Source organism: Photobacterium sp. 2_MG-2023 (assembly GCF_030547675.1).
Taxonomy (GTDB): Bacteria; Pseudomonadota; Gammaproteobacteria; order Enterobacterales; family Vibrionaceae; genus Photobacterium; species Photobacterium arenosum.
This window is the reverse complement of the sequence record NZ_JAUOQQ010000002.1, coordinates 12,611-32,968: the sequence shown is the minus strand read 5'-3', so window position 1 is coordinate 32,968 and position 20,358 is coordinate 12,611. Positions and strand designations below refer to the sequence as shown.

Sequence of the window (20,358 nt, the reverse complement as noted above, 5' to 3'; positions counted from 1 at the left end):
CACAGTAAACCAAAACGGCATTTTTTCATTCATCGCTATTATGACGCAATGGCTGAGCTCAACTTTTTTAATAAATGTTGCAGTTATATTTAACTCAACTCAAAAATGAACACCCGTGATCTGGCGACTAATGTTAAACTGGTACAATATTACTTTCTTACAAGTAAATTTTTGCTGGTCAATGATGGGAATCAACCACTACCGTTGCGACACCTGTACAAAAAGATTGCAATTTCCTTCAATAAACAGCATGTTCTTTTGTTAAATTTGCACAAAAAAATCACAATTGATCAGTTTCAAGCAAGCTATCATCAGGTAAACTGAACATTGCACATTATTTTGTCAGGACCAGGAAAAAGCATTCATGAAAAAATTGCTTCCGCTTTATCTAGGCTTAGCACTGGGTAGCCTCAGCCCATTTGCCATGGCTGACGATCTTGCCGATATCTATGAACAAGCCAAACAGAACGACCCTCAGCTGCTACGGGCCGCGGCTGATAAAGATACCGCTTTCGAAGCGATTAATTCATCCCGCAGTACGCTATTGCCTCAAATCAATCTGACTGCCGGATTGCAGGCCTCCCGCCTGGACATCGATGATGAAGGATTTAACGGCGGTCTGAGTCTGAGTCAGTCGCTGTATAATCGCGCCAGCTGGGTCAACCTTGATATCAGCGAAAAACAAGCCCGTCAAAGCGATGCCAGCTATGCCGTGGCTCAGCAAAACCTGATTTTGCGTGTATCCACCGCCTACTTCTCAGTATTGCGTGCAATGGACGATTTAGAGTTCGTACGTGCCGAAAAAGCGGCCGTTGGCCGTCAGCTGGAGCAGACCAAACAGCGCTTTGAAGTCGGCTTGTCTGCCATCACTGACGTACACGATGCACAGGCTCAGTATGACAGCGTTCTGGCTGATGAAATCCTGAAAGAAAACGCCCTGACCAACAGCTATGAAGAACTGCGTGAAATCACGGGTCAGGCGCATAAAGATCTTTCTGTCCTGGATACCCAGCGCTTCTCCGCCAGCAGCCCGAACAATACTGTCCGCACCCTGCTTGAAAACGCAGAAAGCGAAAACCTGACACTGCTAAGTGCCCGTATTGCTCAGGACGTCTCGCGCGACCGTATTGCACTGGCTGAGTCAGGGCATTTGCCAACACTGAGCTTTGATGCCGGCTACAGCTACAACGACATGCAGCAAGGCCTGAGCAGCGATGAAGGAACCATTTCTGCAGGCATTAACCTGAATCTGCCGGTTTACACGGGTGGTCGGGTAACCTCTGAAGTGAAACAAGCCCAATACGCTTACGTCTCCTCCAGTGAGACTCTGGAAGAAACCTACCGCGGCGTAGTCAAGAATGTGCGGGCTTTCTATAACAACATCAACGCATCTATCGGCGCTCTGAAGGCTTACCAGCAGTCGGTGATCTCGGCCCGTTCAGCACTGGAAGCCACCGAAGCCGGTTTTGATGTCGGTACCCGTACTATTGTTGACGTACTGGACGCAACCCGCCGTTTGTATGATGCCAACCGTCAGCTGGCTACTGCCCGCTACGATTACATTATTAGCCAGTTGCAGCTCAAGCAGGCTGTCGGTTCGCTCAATGAGCAGGACATTCTGGATGTCAACACAGGTCTTATCCCGGTCAAAAAATAAGATCGCAAAAAAGACGCAATTATGCCCTGAAACAAAAAAAGCGCCTGCAATGGCGCTTTTTTTGTAGGTTCGGCTCACTCTGTAGCCATAGTTTCAGTGCCATCGCCTCGGTAGCTGTGGCCTCGGTAGCTGTGGCCTCAGTAACTATGGCCTCAGTCACAGTGGCCGCAGACACTCAATCGCTGTGCTGCGGCCTGCACCGAACAGCCTGTCAGCCTTTACCGCCGCGAATCGCTTCGATAATTTCTGTGGTTGAACAGCCGTCTTCAAAGTTCAGTACACGTACTGCACCGCCGTTGGCAATCACTTCCTGGCCACCGGCAATTTGCTCAGGTTTATAATCACCGCCTTTCACCAGCAGATCCGGCAGGATCTCGCTGATCAGGCGCTGAGGCGTATCTTCTTTGAACGGCACGACCCAGTCTACCGCAGCCAGACCGGCCAGTACGGCCATGCGGCGATCCTCAGGGTTCACCGGACGTCCCGCCCCTTTCAGAGCCCGCACTGAACTGTCGGCATTCACCGCCACAATCAGGCGATCACCCAGCTTGGCGGCTTCATTCAGATAAGCCACGTGCCCGGCATGAAGGATATCAAAGCAACCATTGGTCATCACCACTTTTTCGCCACGGGCCTTAGCCGCCAGTACCGCTTGTTTAAGCTGGCTTTCGGCCATCACCCCAAAACCACTGTCCTGGCTGCCATGCACCGCATTGGTCAGCTCAATGGTCGACAGGGTTGAAGTACCCAGTTTACCAACCACTACACCAGCGGCAGCATTGGCCAGCTTGCAGGCATCAGACAGGGATTTACCGGCCGACAGCGAAGCTGCCAGTACCGAAATCACTGTATCGCCGGCACCGGTGACATCGTACACCTCTTTGGCCTGTGTAGGCATGTGCAGCGGCTCCTGGCCTTTCTGCAGCAAGGTCATACCATGCTCGCTACGCGTGATCAGCAAGGCCTCCAGATCAAATTTCTCGATCAACGCCAGCCCTTTTTCCACCAGCTCTTCATCGGTTTTCGCTTTACCGGCAACCGCTTCAAATTCAGTCAGGTTGGGCGTTAACATAGTCGCGCCGCGATAACGCTCGAAATCTGTCCCTTTCGGGTCGATCAGCACTGCCACACCGAAGCGGCGTCCCAGTTCGATCATTGCGCGGACATGTTCCAGCGCCCCTTTGGCATAATCGGACAGTATCATTGCCTTCACGTTCGGCAACGCCTGTTCAAGCCGTGGCAGAATCAGGTCGACATCCACATCGTGGAAACCTTCTTCAAAATCCAGGCGGATCAGTTGCTGCCCGCGGCTCATCACGCGCAGCTTAGTGATGGTGGGATAATCCGGCAGGGAGACAAAATCACAACGCACTTTGAGCGATGCCAACTTTTCATTGAGCGCCCGCGCAGCATCATCAATGCCTGTCAGGCCAACCAGGCGAGCGTGCCCGCCCAGGGCGGCAATGTTCATGGCTACGTTGGCAGCACCGCCAGGACGCTCTTCAATCTGGTCCACTTTCACAACGGGTACCGGCGCTTCCGGGGAAATCCGTCCAGTCGGGCCAGTCCAGTAGCGGTCCAGCATTACATCACCCACAACCAGCACACTGGCTTGGTCATAATCAGGCAGTGTCAGTTTCATTCTTCTCTCCGGAACGGTAAAAACAGCGGAATATTATCATAAAAGCCTGTACTGCATACAGGCAGGGCATGTCACTGGCATCGGGTTAACACTCAGGGGCTGCGTTGGGTTCTGGCCGAAAAATGGTTTGCCACAGTTGTGTCACCAGGTGTCGCTCTGCCGTAAACTGGCTGTCATCGACATAGGCATCGTGACCGAGCAAATTCAGGCGGTGAATTTCATCACGCAGCGTGCAATATGCCTGAATCAGCGCCATCACCTGCTCCTCTTCCAGTACCCCTTTGGCTGCCATGGTTTCAAACAAGCGAATATTATCGGACCAGCGGGTTAATGCCGGCTGACCGGCGCAATGGCGTAACACCAGATACTGAGTAATAAATTCAATGTCCGTAATGCCGCCGGGATCCTGCTTCAGGCCAAACTGCCCCGTTTTTTTCGTGCCGAGGTGCTGGCGCATTTTCTCGCGCATCTCCATCACTTCCTGACGCAGCGCACCGGCGTCACGCGGGCGTGATAATATGTCGGCTCTGACCTGATCAAAACCGGCCCTGAGTACCGGATCGCCATACACTATACGCGCACGCACCAGCGCCTGATGCTCCCAGGTCCAGGCTTCCTGTGCCTGATAGGCCGCAAAGGCGTCCAGCGGGCTGACCAGCAACCCGGATGCGCCAGACGGACGCAAACGGACATCAACCTCATACAAGACGCCGGATGAGGTACGGGTAGAGAACAAGTGGACGATTCTCTGCGTCAGCCGCAGGTAGAACTGACGACCGTCAATGGCTTTATCGCCATTGGTGTACACCTCTGTCGGGCAGTCATGCAGGAAGACCAGATCCAGATCGGAACCGTAGCCCAGCTCCAGCCCCCCCAGCTTGCCGTAGCCGATCACACCAAAACCGGTACTGTTACGCTCAGCCAGATGTGACGGCTCACCATACTTAGCCACCATCTGTAACCAGGCCTGCTTGACTACAGCAGCGATAATCGCTTCCGCCAGATAGGTCAGGTGATCACTGACTTTCATCAGAGGCAGCACATCAGCAATGTCCGCCGCCGCAATACGCAGTAACTGCGCCTGCTTAAACTGGCGGATGGCTTCCATCTGCTGCTCCATGTCTTCTTCCGGGATTCGTGCCAGGTACTCTTGCAACTCAGACTGGTACTGATCCAGAGGCACAGGATTGTACAAGTGCTGAGGATCGAGTAATTCATCGAGCAGAATGGGATACTGAGCCAGCTGCTCTGCCACCATAGAGCTGGCCGCACAGAGCCTAACCAGGTGATCCAGCGCGCCGGGATGTTCGCTCAGCAATTCCAGATAGGTGGTCCGGGTGGCAATGCGGACAATCAGGCGGGAGACACGATCCAGCACCACAGGTGCATCTGCACGGGTGACAATACGCACCAGCACTTCGGGCATCAGACGGGCCAGTACTTCACGGCCTCTCGGCCCTATAGTGCGCTTGGCCAGCTCCGCTTTCATATGGCTCAGCACTTCAGCCTGACGGGCGGCATCCGGGGCGGCCACATCATTCAGAATCGCTGTTACCAGCTCTTCATCCTCAATCATGGTCCACATTTCATGATAAGGCTGCGCCGCAGCGTCATGACTGTCTTCCTCATCGGCCCCGATAATCTCGTCGAACACTTGATGGATCTCAGCCATGTGCTGCTGAATCTGCTGTTGCAGTCCGTGCCAGTCGGCGCATCCCATCGCGGTGGCGAGCCGTATTCTGTCCAGCTCGGTATCCGGCAGCGTCTGCGTCTGTTTGTCATTGATGGCCTGTAACAGGTTTTCCAGACGGCGCAAAAAAGCATACCCCTGCTCCAGATGCTGTACCTGCTCTGCCGGCAATAACCCCAGAGCATTGACGGCATCCAGCGTTTCCCGCAGGCCACGGTGCCGCAGGCTGGGCTCTCGCCCGCCACGGATTAACTGGAAGGATTGTGCGATAAATTCGACTTCGCGGATCCCGCCCGCGCCGAGTTTGATGTTATTGCTCAGACCGCGACGGCGAACCTCTGAGCTGATCATGGATTTCATCCGGCGCAGTGACTGTATCGCACTGAAATCAATATAGCGGCGAAAGACAAAAGGACGCAGCATCTGCCGCAGAGCCTGATAATGGCCAGCGCTTTCGTTACCCATGACTTTGGCTTTGATCATGGCGTATCGTTCCCACTCCCTGCCCTGTTCCTGATAGTAATCTTCCAGTGCGGCGTAGCTCATGACCAGAGGGCCACTGTCGCCAAACGGACGCAGACGCATGTCAACCCGATAGCAAAAGCCGTCAACTGTCTGTTGATCCAGCGCCTTGATCAGTCTTTGTCCCAGACGGGTAAAAAACTGGGCGTTGGCAATGCTGCGCCGTCCGCCATGAGTTTCGCCGTTTTCCGGATAAGTAAAAATCAAATCGATATCTGAAGAGAAATTCAGCTCACCGCCACCCAGTTTACCCATGCCCAGGATCAGCATAGGCTGGGGCTCACCGTCAGCATTGACTGGGGTGCCATATTCTTGACAACACTGCGCGTAGAGCCAGTTATAAGCTTCCATGATCAGCGCTTCGGCAAGGCCGGACAGGTGCGACAAGCTTTGGCTCAGGGTGGCACGGCCGGTAAAATCGCGCCAGGCAATCCACACCATTTCACGGCGACGAAAGGCGCGCAGCTCCCTTAACAACACGGTTTCGTCAACCACTGCTGACAGGGCCTCCCTGAGCTCAGAACGGTATTGCTCGGCGCGCTCCCCGACAGTCAGGGCTTGGGGCAGCCAGGACAGTAAATCACCATCCTGCACCAGAGAGGTCTGTATGAAATCACTGAGACCGAGCACGGCACTCAGTTCGTCGTTCAAATCCGATGGCCACTGGGCCAATGCATCCGGGTGAGCCTGCTGCAACTTTTCCAGAGCCTGTTCAGCAGCGTGTTGCAAGAGTGCGTGTGTCATATCAATTCCTTGGCAATCAGTCGGGGCTGTCCGCCCAGCATCGCAGTCAACCACCCGAGCCTGGTCAGGTTTCTCAGGTATAAGCAATAAGATAACGGATTACGACAACAACGCCCACCTGTCGGTGGGCGTGTGAGTCTAAAAATGGCGCGAAGAACAGTCTGGGATCTGTCAGATGCGGAAAGCCTGAATTTTCTGTTCCAAATCGGCTGACTGGCCTTTCATCGTATCCGCCGTTTCTGTCAGTTCAGTGACTACCACCACAGAAGCTTCCACTAATTCCCTTACATTATTCAGATTTTGGTTCATCTCTTCCGCCACCGCGCTTTGCTGTTCAGAGGCAGTCGCAATCTGGAAGTTCATGTCATTGATGCGCTGAACCTGCTGGACAATCTTATCCAGCTCCCCGCCTGCGCTGGTCACCAGATCCACCCCTTCAGCGGCCTCAACCACACTTTGCTCCATCAGACCAACAGCCTGCTTGGCACTGTCTTGCAGCTGACCAATCATGTCCTGAATTTCGACAGTGGCCACCTGGGTACGTTGCGCCAGGTTACGCACTTCATCGGCCACCACGGCAAATCCTCGCCCGGCATCACCGGCCCGTGCGGCTTCAATGGCGGCATTGAGTGCCAGCAGGTTAGTTTGCTCGGAAATACCCTGAATGGTGACAATTACGCTGCCAATTTTTTCAACCCGGCTTTCAACCTGAGTCACGGCCTCAGCAGAGGCACGGATATCGGTGGACAGCTGATCTATGGTGGCGATCGTTTTCACCACAAATTCCTGTCCCTGATGGGCCTGTTTCGCCGTCCCCTCGGTGGCACCGGAGGCTTCACGTGCATGCTCGGCCACGGTTTGCACCGTAGAGGTCATTTCGCTCATGGCAGAAGCCAGCTGGTCAATCTCATGAAACTCTTCCTGCGCCGACTCTTTGGTTTCCTGCATGCTCATTGACATCACATCCGCCAGCTCATGCAGTTCACCCGAAACGCTGCGTTGATTCTGAATCACCTCTTTGAGCTGAATGCGGGTACGTTCCAGCTCGCGCGCCAAATCCCCGTATTCATCCTGACAATTCATCACTATCGGCTGAGAAAGATCACGGTTGGCCAGACGCTTAATGGCATCGGCCAGATAGCCGGTCTGACGCAGCATCAGGCTGGCAGCCCCTAACAGCAACACCATAAAAGCCAGGATCATCAAGGCCGTCTGCCAGGCTATCTGCACCATATAGGCACTGTAGTAACTGTCCGCATAATCGGCAGACTGTGAAGCGATCACTAACCAGTGAGCGCTGCCGGCCAGAGGCACGGCAAATTCAAATCGCTTGCCGCCATCCAGGGTAAGTGCGCGCTCACTGCTTAACTGAGACAGCACAGCACCGAGCGGTTGGCCATCTTCGGCAGAGCGGCTCAGCGCCTTGATCTGCTCAGCACCCGGATGACCCAGCACCCGGCCGTTTTCTGTGTTAACCAGATAGTAATACGCACCGTCCACACTTTTTTGCGCCTGTACCGCAGCCAGAGCCATCGCCTGTCCCTGCTCTCCCTGAGACAAGAGGCTGCTAAACATGGCCGCTTGTTTTTGTGCCTGCTCTCTGACTTGCTCTTTCTGAATATCAATGACTGACTGATAGAAAATACTGGCGTCCCACAATTGTTTCCCTACCAGTAATAAGGTACTGAATACCATCAGTACGATGAGTTTGGGCACTAACCTGATATTACTCAGCCCTTTTTCCCAGGGTTTGAAAGCCATGTCAGCCATAATTATTATCTCTCCTTTGTCCTAGGATCTGTTGATCCTAAAGCGGTTCAGTCCTCGAACGCTTCGAATCATCGGCCTGGCTGCAAGGAGCCAGTATTGAATAAGGTTGTCTGCAAACTGACAAAAACGCCGTCTGCGCTCAGAACAGGCTTGCAATTGACTCAACAACACCGGTAAATTCAACTTGCCAGCGGTACCGAGTATCATATATGTCTGTATTAAATATCTGAAATTGAATGATGAAAAAGATCGATGGTGTCAAACATGAACTGAATCCCATGAGTCTGGTGGCACTCGTATTGTCATTCGTGTCACTGGCTCTGGTCACCAGCCTGTTCTTTATTCCGCGTGAAGACAGGGTCTATTCACTGTTTATCACCATAGATACGCTAATCTGTCTGGTTTTCTGGCTCCAGCTCACCGGTGATCTGCTGCGAAGCCAGAACAAAAAAGCCTTCCTGAAAACACACTGGCCCGATTACCTTGCCAGCATACCTATCATCGAGCCGTTACGCTTTATGCGCCTGGTGCAGATCTTCCGGGTGTTACGTCTGATTCGCTCCGGCCAGCAGCTTTTGCAGCATATTCTGGATTACCGGCGCGAAGCCACCATAGCCACTATTGTTTTGCTTCTCACTGTACTGGTTACCGTCGGCTCCTCCTTGATCCTTATCATTGAAAGCCACGATCCCAATGCCAATATTCACTCGGCCGATGATGCTATCTGGTGGGTCTTTGTCACTATCTCCACTGTGGGCTACGGGGATCACTATCCGGTGACGACACTGGGTAAAATACTGGCAACCGTGATTATTACCTGCGGTGTTGGCCTGTTCGGTATGGTGGCAGGTTTGATCAGCTCGTTTGTGTCAGACCCCGACAGACACAAGCCCGCCATCCACCACCATGATCAAAAGCACTGGGACAAAATTCTTGATAACCAGAATCTGTTGCTCAAGCGTATTGATGATCTTGAGCAGCGACTGACTGAATCAACTCAACACAGCGGAAAAGAAAACGAAAAATAACACAGCCACCAAAGGTGGTAGTTGAGGGGAAACAACAAAAAACGCCTTCTGAGTCAGAAGGCGTTAACGGCGGCAATGGCGGATGGGATAAAGATTATGGCCAGTAAGGCGGCTGTGCCAGACCTATCTGGCGGCTTTGATCCATCGCATGCAGCAGGGAGTCTTCCTTGCGGTGCAGCCATTTATCGATCTGCTTGCGATCTTCTTCATCTTCGTAGTCAGGCTGAAGGGAGCGAATCGGCTCAAGCTGACGCAAGTCTTCCATGCCCTGCAGAATATCCAGCCACGGGCTGCGGAACACTTCGCGGCGCTCATCTTCATATAAAGAAGCAAAACACAGGCCGCCCACCAGATTACGCAGCAGTCTTGCCTGCTGGTCGAGATAATCTGCCCGGCTGAGCGCTCGCTTCTCACTGAAGGCCTCTGCCAGCTCTTCCCAGGCTTTCGATAAGGCCGAATCGGCAAATGACTTCGCCGATGCCGCCAGCCGCTCTCTGGCTTTTTCGTCCAGGAAAGGTTGCCATCCGCGGCTCAGCAGCCAGCTGCTCAGGTTAAGCAGCAAATTACAGTAACGCGCCGATTTGAACAGACGCAGAATATCATCCGGCTCCGGCAGTTCTTCCTGACGTTCTTTGAGCTGTTTGACCAGAGATTTTCTGGCATTGAGCTTTTTCAGCGCATGGCCTTTTTCGGCCAGCCAGCGTTGTATCGCGTCCGCTTCTTGCAGCCAGATCAGCTCACCTTCAAGCCAGGTCAGTTCCTGACGAAGCTGCGCGCTGGCCCGGCGAGGTATCATGCTGCCATACACCACCAGGGTCTGGCGGATCAGGGAAATCGAATGGCTGATCTCAGTCAGTGCCGGCAATGCCTGACGCTCAACATAGATCTGCTCGTGATAATGCCAGTGCGCCAGCGCATGCTCCATGGCAATCACTAACGCATTTTCTGATGAGACATCCGCAGCAAGAGGCACATAAGATAGAGGCAACACGTCATCCCCCTGATGCCCGGCAGCAAGACGATAGCCTCTTGCCGCTTTACTCAGGTTCCCCAGACGCATGCCACCTTCTTCACACAGTTCGCGAGCCAGAGTGAACAAGGCATCGGTCTGGCCGGATTTCAGCTCCAGTTCCACTTCGCATATCGGCTCACTGCTGTCATTGGCACGCACTTCACCCTGATCGAATGCTAGTTCGATCTGGCTGCCATCCGGCATAGCAATCAACCACTGCTGGCGTTCAAAGTCGGTAGAGAATAAAGGCGAGATTTGGCTGGAAATAGCCGCAATATCAAAGTGCTCAGGCCAGGCATCGCTCGGATGTAAGGCTAAATCCGGTTGCGGGCCGTTGAGTTCAGCATTGTATTCGGGGCGCTGATGCAGTCCTGCAACAACACGTCCGGCTGTCTTAAGGGTCTGAATATAAACATCATCAATGCGGCGAACCCGCAAGCCGATGTCGTGCTGACGAAGAATTTGCTCAGGGGTATCAAAGTAAATGTTACCCAGTCGTTTACTGCTTTGCTGCAAGATTTTGACTTGAGCAATCTTCCGCAATAACTGACCCGAAAAATCCGCTGAGACGAAAAACTTCAGTTCTATCTCGGTTTCCATAATTGTCCCTATAAACGGTAGCCAGCCAAGGATATTGGCTAATCCGGCCTGTAGCAAGCAAGAAATCTCCAGAAATAGGCGTACAAAATGTGTTTCCCTGTACTAAGTTATACGTTAACATGCGCGCCATAGGGCCTGTTGACCTTTGGACTATTTGCTCTAACCAGTGCTGAAAAAGCGCTAATCAAGGCACGAATCATGGAGTTTAGTGCGCTAAATAAATGATGAGTAACGCAGAGAAGCGCTTGTTCTCCTCAACCTGATGGGGCGGTGGGGACAATTCTGGCTCGTGACGTTACCCTCTTTCTCTAGCTCTCTTTCCGCCATACCATTCCTGCCTTTTTAAAGCATAGAACTCGCCTCTTTTCGGGTCGATACTCCAAAGGCAACAGGCTCTGATCCATCGCTCAAGATTTCGCCTTTATTACAGGTATCTTTAGGTTGATCGGCTATGCCAGTGAATACAATTATGGGGCTCTTTGCTAAATCCCCAATCAAACCATTGCAACGCCATGTCACTCGTGTGAATGAATGTTGTGAACTGCTTGTTCCGTTTTTCGAGGCGTGTCACGCCAAAGATTGGGAAAAAGCCGGACAGTATCGTGAACAGATTTCGCAGCTTGAAAAAGATGCGGATGTGCTCAAACGTGAAATCCGTCTCAAGCTTCCTCGTGGTCTTTTCATGCCAGTCGACCGGACTGACATGCTGGATCTCCTCACTCAGCAGGACAAACTCGCAAATCTGGCCAAAGATATTGCAGGTCGTGTCTACGGACGTCAGTTAGACATCCCTGAGCACTTTTATCCAGACTTTCTTGCCTACGTTCAACGCTGCCTTGATGCTGCCAATCAGGCCAGCCGTGTCATCCATGAACTGGATGAACTGCTGGAAACCGGCTTTAAGGGCCGTGAAGTTACCCTGGTAGCAGAAATGATCAATCAGCTTGACGTTATCGAAGATGATACCGACAGCATGCAGGTTATCCTGCGCCAGCAACTACGTAAGGTCGAAGACCAGTACAATCCAGTCGATGTGATGTTTATGTATAAGATCTTCGAATGGATTGGCGGTATCGCCGACCAGGCTCAGCGTGTCGGTTCACGACTCGAAATCATGCTATCCCGCTCATAACGAGCAAGGTAAATACAACAAGGTTTTACAATGGAAATCCTGGCTAATTATGGCACCATGATCATCATGGTGGCGGCCCTCTTTGGCTTTCTAATGGCTATTGGTATTGGTGCCAATGATGTGGCTAACGCAATGGGTACCTCTGTAGGTTCCAAGGCGCTGACGGTCAAACAGGCTATTATCATCGCCATGATCTTTGAATTTGCCGGCGCCTATCTGGCCGGTGGCGAAGTCACAGACACCATACGTAAAGGGGTAATTGACACCTCTTACTACGTAAATCAGCCTGAAGTACTGGTTTACGGCATGATGGCATCGTTGCTGGCGGCAGGTTCATGGCTATTGCTGGCGTCCTACATGGGATGGCCTGTCTCCACTACGCACTCCATCATAGGTGCCATCATAGGTTTTGCCTGCGTATCTGTCGGTACGGAAGCCGTTGATTGGGGCTCAGTGCAGGGCATAGTGGGCAGCTGGATTATTACGCCACTGATCTCTGGTATCTTTGCCTATGTCATCTTTATCAGTGCACAAAGGCTGATATTTGATACCGATACCCCGCTCATCAACGCCAAGCGCTTTGTCCCTGTCTATATGTTCCTTACCACTATGGTCATCGCACTGGTGACTATCAAGAAAGGTCTGAAACATGTTGGCCTGCACTTGTCGACAGGTGAAGCCTGGCTGGCTTCGATCGCGGTTTCACTGATCGTGATGGGATTTGGCTATCTCTATATCCGTCGCAACTATGCCGATGCCGAACAGACTGTTGGCCATAACGGCTATGCGGGCGTTGAGCGCGTATTCAGCCTGCTGATGGTGGTCACCGCTTGTGCGATGGCATTTGCACACGGCTCCAACGATGTGGCTAACGCCATTGGCCCATTGTCTGCTGTGGTATCGACGGTTGAACACATGGGTGAGCTGTCCGAGAAAACCGCCATTGCCTGGTGGATTCTGCCGCTGGGTGGTTTGGGTATAGTCGTGGGTCTGGCGACCATGGGTCACAAAGTCATGGCGACTGTGGGTACAGGTATTACCGAGCTGACACCGAGTCGCGGCTTTGCAGCACAGCTGGCTACCGCGTCGACCGTCGTACTGGCGTCGGGCACAGGTTTGCCTATCTCTACCACGCAAACACTGGTAGGTGCGGTACTGGGTGTAGGCTTTGCCCGCGGTATTGCCGCCCTGAACATGGGTGTTGTTCGTAACATCGTGGCGTCTTGGATCGTTACCCTGCCAGCAGGTGCCCTGTTAGCAGTCATTTTCTTCTATGTAATGCAAGCGGCTTTTGGCTGATTTTTGTCAGTCTTCCGTAAACTTTACAAAAAAGTAGCACAAGGTCAAAAGAGGGAGGCTATGCCTCCCTCTCCTCTTGCGCCATCGCCGCAAAATTCTTAGTATCTGTGCTCCATCGATTAATCAAGCTCCTTCAAGGATCCCAGAGTGAAGCAACTTATCCGCTTAGTTTTTGCCGCTATCACCGTTCTGATGACAGCTCAGGTACACGCTCAGCAGGTGCGTTACATCTCCGATGACCTGTTTACTTACATGCATCGCGGGCCAAGTACGCAATTCAAAATTATGGGCAGCGTAGACGCTGGCACAAAAGTAACCCTGTTGGAAGTCAACAAAGAATCGGGTTTCGCTAAGGTGGTTGACGACCGAGGCCGCACAGGCTGGGTCAAAAGTGATTTCATTTCTAACCAGGTTGGCCTGAAAGAGCGCCTGCCAAAGTTAGAAAAAGAACTGACTGAAGTGAAAAAAGCACTGGCCAACGCCAAGCAGTCCAGCGATGAGCGCAATGCGACTCTTCAGTCATCACTGGAGAACCGCACTGAGCAGATCACCGACCTGGAAGAGCGAAACATCAAGCTGAATGATCAGCTGTCGACTTCCCAGTCTGAAATCCGCGAACTGCGCGCTAAACTGGATACCCAGGCAGACGATCTGCTGATGAGATGGTTTACCTACGGCGGCATGGTCGCAGGCGGAGGACTGCTGTTTGGTCTGGTACTGCCGCACCTGATCCCACGCCGCAAGAAGCGTAATAATGGCTGGGCCTGATGGCCAGGCCATGCGCCAATAGCCGTTCCAAAGACAAAAAAGGCAGCTGAGCTGCCTTTTTTGTTTCCGTCTGCCACACTTTCCGGCTGAAGCCGATAGTGAGCCTTACCCTGACGGCCACTGCGACAATGCTGCCATTTCAAACCGGATATGCTCAAAATCCAGAATCACCTTACGCGGCTCAATCTTCTCCAGCGTCACGCCAGGAGCAACCTCATCCCCTTCGTAAGCTTCACGGTTGTTCACCTTAACCCAGCGACTGTCCGCACTGGATGAATAGATATGAGTCTGCAGGTTGATGGCCGGTAAACGCGCCTGAACGCCCTGAGGCAAGTCTGCCAGCGTCATGACATTTTCTGCTACGTAGGGTTTTTGTTTCACAACCGCCGCGGTGACCGTTCTGGGATCCACCAAGGCCGGTGTATCGGCCTGATCGGTGGCAGCAATTGCCTGATGCAGCCGATTGGCCAGCTCAGGCGACAAGCCCGACAAATCCAGTTTATCCAAATCCAGAAAGTTCATCTGGCTGTCACTGGCTGCGGTGTCCATTGCTGCTGTGTCCATGGCAGCAGTATTACCGGCAGCTGTGCCAAAGGGCTGTTCACCAGAAGAGGAGTTTAACGGCCGCCAGACCTCAGAAGCACTGCGTTCTGCATTACTGTATAAGGGCAAACCCGGTGCCGGCAAGGCCTCGGTAGTTATCCTGGGTAACGGCAAAAACGACATAGGGTGTCCGCCAATAACAGTATCACCATCGGTGCGGTACTCTTGATGCAATGTCGGCCCGGGCAACGACAATGCAGTGTCCAGTACCATCAGCGTCATCGGCCCGGCAATGCCATCGGCATACAAGCCCTGAGCCTGTTGAAAACGACGTAACTTATCCAGCACACTTTGATCAAAGTCTCTGCTGGCCACGCCCGGCTCACCCAGTAAACGGTTAAGCTGCTGATCCAGCCAGGCCACCCGGCTACCTTGCTGACCATAACGGATGCTGGTGCTCTCCCCCATCGGCGGACGCCACATCAGGGTATAATCTTGCTGCCAGTGCGCCTGCAGCCACTCCCGGCTCACTCTGAGCCGCTCTCCGCCCAGCATCAGCTCGGCTTCGCCCGGCCAGAGCGCGTACAGTACCGCATAAAAGCTGTCGCCATCGTCATTGGTCAGAGGCAGGATGGCTGGACGATTGATCAGGCTGAGCTGTGCAAGATCGCCTTTGCTTTGCTGACAGGTCAGACCGATACGCGTACTGCTGAGACAGTTTGCCTGACTGGGCGAGACTTCATAGCCCCACAGCTGGTACAGGGTCTGCATGGCTTGCCTTTCCGTCGGCTGCAGAGCCAGCACAGCTTGCCAGCGTTTTTCCAGTGCCGTCAGCGCCTGGGCTTGGTCCGTTTCAGGAGAATGGCCCGAAGCAGCAGGCGCAGACACCACAGCCGTTTCCTGCACGACTGCACCCAGCTTATTTTCTGCTACCCAGCCACCGCCCCAGTAGCCCGCCGCAATTAATGCCGGAGCCAGTATCGCTGCAATGGCCCAACCCAGCCGGTTGCGCGATGACCCCGCAACTTGTGCGGGCTGGGCGACCGCCCATCCCAGTGCCAGCTCACTGGCCTGCTTGATGTGCTCAGGGTTGATCTGATATCGGCTGTCCCGGCAGGCAAGCTGCAAAGCTTTATCACACACCAGGTTGATCTGGCGCGGAATGCCGCCGCATACCCGGGCCAGCGTCTTGAGTGCCTGAGGAGAGAAAATCTGGTGAGCGCAACCGACCTGATCAAGACGAAAACGGACGTAAGCTGCCACTTCTACTTCGGTTAAGGGCAACAAGTGATAGCGTGAGGTAATGCGCTGAGCCAGCTGACGCAATCCCGGCTGCTGCAGTAACTGCTGCAGTTCAGGCTGGCCAGCCAGTACCACTTTCAGCAATTTACGCTGATCATTTTCCAGGTTGGTCAGCAAACGCAGCTGCTCCAGTACATCCGGCAGCAGATGCTGCGCTTCATCGACCAGCAAAAGGGTATGGCGGCCGGCCTGGTCATTGGCTTTAAGGTGGCCGTACAGTCTGTCGGTCAAAATCTTATAGCTGTCTTGCGGTGACGCCTGCAGCCCTAGCTCATCGCAGATGCTTTCCAGCAATTCATGGGCCGATAACGCCGGGTTCAGTACCACTGCAACTTGGGTTTCCTCGCCCAGCTTGGATAACAAGGCGCGCAGCACTGTGGTTTTGCCGGTACCGACTTCGCCGGTGAGCAGCCCAAACCCCCCGCCATCAGTCAGTCCGGCAAGCATGTGATTAAGCGCTTCACGGTGGCGATCGCTGAGATAAAGAAATCGTGCGCTGGGCACAATCGAAAACGGGGCTTCGGTCAGGCCAAAAAATGCCTTGTACATGTCTTCGTCCGGGATGAAGTAAAATAACTGAGATACATTAGCGTTCGTGACACCGATTGTATACCCTTCGGGGGCAAGACTGACAAAAGACGAGGAGAGAAAAGTGGATATTTATCTGGTTGGCGGCGCGGTACGGGATCGGCTGCTGGGATTACCCGTCAAAGACAAAGACTGGGTGGTCGTCGGCACCACGCCTCAGCACATGCTGGATCAAGGGTTCAGCCAGGTAGGTAGCGATTTTCCTGTCTTTCTGCACCCCAAAACCAAAGAAGAATATGCTCTGGCCCGTACCGAACGGAAATCGGGCAAAGGCTATACCGGCTTTGAATGCTACGCCGCGCCGGATGTAACACTGGAGCAGGATCTGATGCGGCGGGATCTGACCATCAACGCCATTGCCGAGTCGCAGGATGGCACCTTGTTCGACCCTTATCAGGGCCAGCAGGATATAGAAAAGCGTCAGTTGCGCCATGTATCGCAGGCTTTTGTTGAAGATCCGCTGCGTGTCTTGCGGGTCGCCCGCTTCGCTGCCCGTTTTGCTCCGCAGGGCTTCACCGTTGCACCGGAAACGCTGGCTCTGATGCAGGAGATGGTAGCTGACGGTGAGCTGGAAGCCCTGACGCCCGAGCGTGTGTGGCAGGAATGGGAGCGTGCCCTGCATACCGAGCGCCCGGATATCTTCCTGACCGTGCTGCGCCAGTGCGGCGCACTGGGCATCGTAATGCCAGAGATCGACGCGCTGTTTGGTGTTCCGCAGCCCGAGAAGTGGCACCCGGAAATCGATACCGGTATCCATACCCTGATGGTGTCCTATCAGGCGGCACTGCTGAGTGACGATCCTGTGATCCGCTTTAGTGCCCAGGTGCATGATCTGGGTAAAGCCTTGTCGCCCAAAGCTGAACTGCCCAGCCATAAACTGCACTGCCAGCTGGGGATGGATGTGATCCGCCAGCTGTGCCAGCGCCTGAGAGTGCCGAACCATTATCGCGATACCGCGCTCATGGTCTGCGCTCAGCACACCAAAGTACACCGCGCGCAAGAGATGCGCCCCGCCACTTTTATCAGACTCTTTGATCAGATAGACGCCTGGCGAAAGCCGGAGCGTGTTGAACAGCTAGCCATTTGCTGCCGGGCGGATATTCGCGGCCGGACCGGGTTTGAAGACGACCCCTACCTGCAGGCCGATATCCTGCAGGATGTCTTCGCGGCCGTACAGACCGTCGAAGTGAAACCTATCATTGAGGCGGGCTACCAGGGCGCAGCCATCAAGGAACAACTGGCTATCCGCCGCGCCGAGGCAGCGGCGCAGATGCTGGGGCGTTAAAATAGCTTATCACCTCAGCACACAGCCTCTGTGCATAATCTCAACACACAAGCTCAGGGCACAATCTCAGCGCATAAGAAAGCCGAAGCAAAGTCCGGCTTCCTTTCATTTCGCTCTGGCTGAATTACTGCTGGCTCAGCAATAACGCGATCAGGCCAAAGCCCAGCAGCAGCCGGTAAATCACAAATGGCAGCATACCAACGCGCGTTACCAGCTTCAGGAACACATGAATACAGGCATAAGCACTGATGAAAGACACCGCCAGACCTATCCCTAAGCCGCCAAAATCAATCGGGGCATTGCTCTCAACCAGCTTGGTCCCCAGATACGTGCCGGCCAGCAGGATGATAGGGATCGACATCAGAAACGAAAAACGGGCAGCGGCTTCGCGGGTAAAACCCAGATAGAGTGCTGCTGTCATGGTCGCGCCTGAACGTGATGTACCGGGAATCATGGCCGCCGCCTGCGCCAGACCAATAAACAGTGAACGCTTGGCGTTGGCATCATACTCATCGCGGGTTTGATTCGCACGGCGATCCACCCACCACAACAGCAGACCAAACACTATGGTGGTGACCGCAATTACCCAGGCAGAGCGCAGATACACTTCTATGATATCGGCCATAAAGAAACCGAACACACAGGCCGGAATGGTCGCCAGCACTATCATCCAGGCCAGACTGGCTTCACGGCAGCGGTGGCCTTTGAAGATAGATGCCAACCAGGCCGCCAGCAAAGACACCACTTCTTTGCGAAAATACATCACAACCGCCGCCAGCGTACCCACATGCACAGCAACATCAAAAGCCAGACCCTGATCTGCCCAGCCAAATACCTGCGATGGCAGGATCAGATGCGCCGAACTGGAAATCGGCAAAAATTCAGTCAGCCCCTGGATCAATGCCAACATGAACGCTTCAAAATGACTCATTGTTTACCTTTAACTCTTCGAAAACATAATACGAGAAAGTGTATCGCCAATGGGTTGACCCCAGGTTTCCCTGACAGTTCAGTGCATTGCTGTCAAACTGTGTCAAAATGCAGCGCGACCGGCCTTAGTACCTGCTGCTTGTCGAATGCCTGCCAGATTTGCGCCACAGTGCGTCCATCTCCCGGTATCACCAGCAGCGGGCTCAGCTCATACAGCGGCAGTAAAACGAAAGCAAACTTGTAGATATCCGCTCGCGGCAGCGCAGGCGCTTCAGGGCTGATCCGATCGCCGAACAGCAACAGATCCAAATCCAGCGTTCTGTTCTGATTCTTCACCGCATCCGGCTGACGGCCATACTGCACTTCCAGATCTTTCAGCCTGTGTTGCAGGGCATTGAGCGACAAATCTGTCTCCAGAGCCACCACACCATTGAAAAAAACGGGACCGTCAAAACCGACAGGTTCCGCTTCAAAAATACGGGAAACGCGACACTGGGATCCTAACTGCTTCAGCTCAGCCACCGCCGCACGCACATAGTGCTCACGATCGATATTACTGCCGATGCTGATGTAAACCTTAGTCACGGCGTCCCCGCTGAATCACCACACCAACACCGCGCGCATTCGGCACTGCGCCCGGCTTGGTCACTGTCACTTTGATCCAGGGTACGTTGAAACGTGTCATGATCAGGCTGGCAACTTCCTCTGCCACCCGCTCGACCAGCAGAAAGCGGCCCTGCTCCACAAATTCGGTGACTGTCTGGCTGACGGCGGCATAATCGAGCGCCAGCGACACATCATCGGCCAGAGCGGCCGGCTGGTTGTCATGGGCCATTTCCAGGTCCAGCACCAGTTTCTGCTTAATTTCCTGCTCCCAGTCATACACCCCGATAGAGGCGATAACGTCAAGATGTTCGATAAATACTGAATCCATGTTCCATCGCTAATTTTGTGTAGAGGTCGGATACCCAATGTGAGCAAAAGTGCGTATTATCGGGACGAGTTCATCATATTGATGACAGAAAACAGGCTCCCAGCGTTTCAAACACGCCAGCCTCCTGAAAGTGGATGAACTATACCACAGCTGTTATGCATAATGTCATCAGACGTGGGCGCTGAGTAATCACATTTTTACCACTTTCATGACGACCAAAAAGGCCGTGGCGTACAGGCTCATAAACACCCGCTCCCCGGATGACAACAACGTCAGGGGCTTACTGGAGATGCTATGACACCATTGGTGCTGCTGATCATTATCGCTGCTTACCTGCTGGGCTCTGTGTCCAGTGCGGTGCTGATTTGCCGTCTGTTCCGCCTGCCAGATCCAAGAGACAGCGGTTCGGGTAATCCGGGGGCAACCAATGTCCTGCGTATCGGCGGCCGGGGTGCCGCGGCACTGGTGCTGATATGCGATATCCTCAAAGGCATGCTGCCGGTCTGGATCAGCTATTTTCTGGGGATTAACCCCTTTCTGCTGGGGATCATAGGGATTGCCGCCTGTCTGGGGCATATTTACCCGCTGTTTTTCCACTTCCGTGGCGGTAAAGGCGTAGCGACGGCACTTGGCGCGCTGGCCCCGATTGGCTGGGATTTAAGCGGGATGCTGATTGCAAGCTGGTTAGTGGTGGCCGTGTTGTGTGGCTATTCTTCGCTGGCATCCATGATCACCGCGCTAATAGCACCCATGTTTACCTGGTGGGTCAAACCTCAGTACACCATGCCGGTGGCTATGCTGTCGTGCCTGATCATTCTGCGCCATCACGAGAATGTCCGCCGTTTGCTGGACGGCAAAGAATATAAGATATGGCATAAATTTAACCGCCAGTCGAAACCCTGATTCGTCCTG

Annotated in this window: 15 protein-coding genes; 7 read left to right on the top strand and 8 right to left on the bottom strand. The window is 53.6% G+C overall.

What is annotated here, in order from left to right:
- Window positions 1-364 precede the first annotated feature (364 nt).
- Window positions 365-1,657: an outer membrane channel protein TolC gene (gene tolC / locus Q4491_RS02880; protein WP_192015464.1), complete on the top strand. Its 1,293-nt coding sequence runs from the start codon at window positions 365-367 to the stop codon at window positions 1,655-1,657.
- A gap of 211 nt (window positions 1,658-1,868) precedes the next feature.
- Here the strand turns inward: tolC and hldE are convergent, their stop codons facing one another.
- From hldE to Q4491_RS02865, 3 genes are all read right to left on the bottom strand, one after another.
- On the bottom strand, window positions 1,869-3,299 hold the full coding sequence (gene hldE / locus Q4491_RS02875; RefSeq protein ID WP_192015463.1) for a bifunctional D-glycero-beta-D-manno-heptose-7-phosphate kinase/D-glycero-beta-D-manno-heptose 1-phosphate adenylyltransferase HldE: 1,431 nt from the start codon (window positions 3,297-3,299) through the stop codon (window positions 1,869-1,871).
- Window positions 3,300-3,384: 85 nt separating this feature from the next.
- Window positions 3,385-6,255 (bottom strand): bifunctional [glutamate--ammonia ligase]-adenylyl-L-tyrosine phosphorylase/[glutamate--ammonia-ligase] adenylyltransferase, encoded by a 2,871-nt coding sequence (gene glnE / locus Q4491_RS02870; RefSeq protein ID WP_303454396.1) that lies wholly within the window; start codon window positions 6,253-6,255, stop codon window positions 3,385-3,387.
- 171 nt (window positions 6,256-6,426) lie between these two features.
- On the bottom strand, window positions 6,427-8,025 hold the full coding sequence (locus tag Q4491_RS02865; protein WP_237793772.1) for a methyl-accepting chemotaxis protein: 1,599 nt from the start codon (window positions 8,023-8,025) through the stop codon (window positions 6,427-6,429).
- A gap of 239 nt (window positions 8,026-8,264) precedes the next feature.
- Between Q4491_RS02865 and Q4491_RS02860 the strand changes: the two genes are divergently transcribed.
- Entirely contained in the window at window positions 8,265-9,053 is a 789-nt protein-coding gene (locus Q4491_RS02860) for a potassium channel family protein (protein ID WP_192015673.1), read from the top strand.
- A gap of 94 nt (window positions 9,054-9,147) precedes the next feature.
- Here Q4491_RS02860 and Q4491_RS02855 read toward each other — a convergent pair whose 3' ends face one another.
- Entirely contained in the window at window positions 9,148-10,665 is a 1,518-nt protein-coding gene (locus Q4491_RS02855) for an inorganic triphosphatase (protein WP_303454390.1), read from the bottom strand.
- Window positions 10,666-11,116: 451 nt separating this feature from the next.
- Here Q4491_RS02855 and Q4491_RS02850 point away from each other — a divergent pair, with 451 nt between their 5' ends.
- The 3 genes from Q4491_RS02850 to Q4491_RS02840 all read left to right on the top strand — a co-directional run bounded on the left by Q4491_RS02850 (window position 11,117) and on the right by Q4491_RS02840 (window position 13,864).
- On the top strand, window positions 11,117-11,797 hold the full coding sequence (locus tag Q4491_RS02850; RefSeq protein WP_192015459.1) for a TIGR00153 family protein: 681 nt from the start codon (window positions 11,117-11,119) through the stop codon (window positions 11,795-11,797).
- Window positions 11,798-11,827: 30 nt separating this feature from the next.
- Window positions 11,828-13,096 (top strand): inorganic phosphate transporter, encoded by a 1,269-nt coding sequence (locus Q4491_RS02845; protein ID WP_192015458.1) that lies wholly within the window; start codon window positions 11,828-11,830, stop codon window positions 13,094-13,096.
- Window positions 13,097-13,243: 147 nt separating this feature from the next.
- Complete coding sequence (locus Q4491_RS02840) at window positions 13,244-13,864, top strand: TIGR04211 family SH3 domain-containing protein (RefSeq protein ID WP_192015457.1); 621 nt, start codon at window positions 13,244-13,246, stop codon at window positions 13,862-13,864.
- A 105-nt stretch (window positions 13,865-13,969) separates the two neighbouring features.
- On the opposite strand, the gene Q4491_RS02835 is transcribed toward Q4491_RS02840, so the two are convergent.
- Entirely contained in the window at window positions 13,970-16,258 is a 2,289-nt protein-coding gene (locus Q4491_RS02835; RefSeq protein ID WP_303454382.1) for an AAA family ATPase, read from the bottom strand.
- Window positions 16,259-16,361: 103 nt separating this feature from the next.
- Between Q4491_RS02835 and Q4491_RS02830 the strand changes: the two genes are divergently transcribed.
- Window positions 16,362-17,582, top strand: a complete 1,221-nt coding sequence (locus tag Q4491_RS02830; RefSeq protein ID WP_303454380.1) for a multifunctional CCA addition/repair protein — start codon at window positions 16,362-16,364, stop codon at window positions 17,580-17,582.
- A gap of 124 nt (window positions 17,583-17,706) precedes the next feature.
- Here Q4491_RS02830 and Q4491_RS02825 read toward each other — a convergent pair whose 3' ends face one another.
- From Q4491_RS02825 to folB, 3 genes are all read right to left on the bottom strand, one after another.
- Complete coding sequence (locus Q4491_RS02825) at window positions 17,707-18,513, bottom strand: undecaprenyl-diphosphate phosphatase (protein WP_192015454.1); 807 nt, start codon at window positions 18,511-18,513, stop codon at window positions 17,707-17,709.
- 92 nt (window positions 18,514-18,605) lie between these two features.
- The gene (folK, locus tag Q4491_RS02820; RefSeq protein ID WP_192015453.1) at window positions 18,606-19,097 is read right to left on the bottom strand and encodes a 2-amino-4-hydroxy-6-hydroxymethyldihydropteridine diphosphokinase; all 492 of its coding nucleotides are present in this window, start codon (window positions 19,095-19,097) and stop codon (window positions 18,606-18,608) included.
- Window positions 19,090-19,446: a dihydroneopterin aldolase gene (folB, locus tag Q4491_RS02815; protein WP_046222375.1), complete on the bottom strand. Its 357-nt coding sequence runs from the start codon at window positions 19,444-19,446 to the stop codon at window positions 19,090-19,092. Before folB ends, folK begins: the two co-directional genes overlap by 8 nt.
- 294 nt (window positions 19,447-19,740) lie before the next feature.
- Here folB and plsY point away from each other — a divergent pair, with 294 nt between their 5' ends.
- The gene (plsY, locus tag Q4491_RS02810; protein WP_192015452.1) at window positions 19,741-20,349 is read left to right on the top strand and encodes a glycerol-3-phosphate 1-O-acyltransferase PlsY; all 609 of its coding nucleotides are present in this window, start codon (window positions 19,741-19,743) and stop codon (window positions 20,347-20,349) included.
- The last annotated feature ends 9 nt before the right edge of the window (window positions 20,350-20,358 follow it).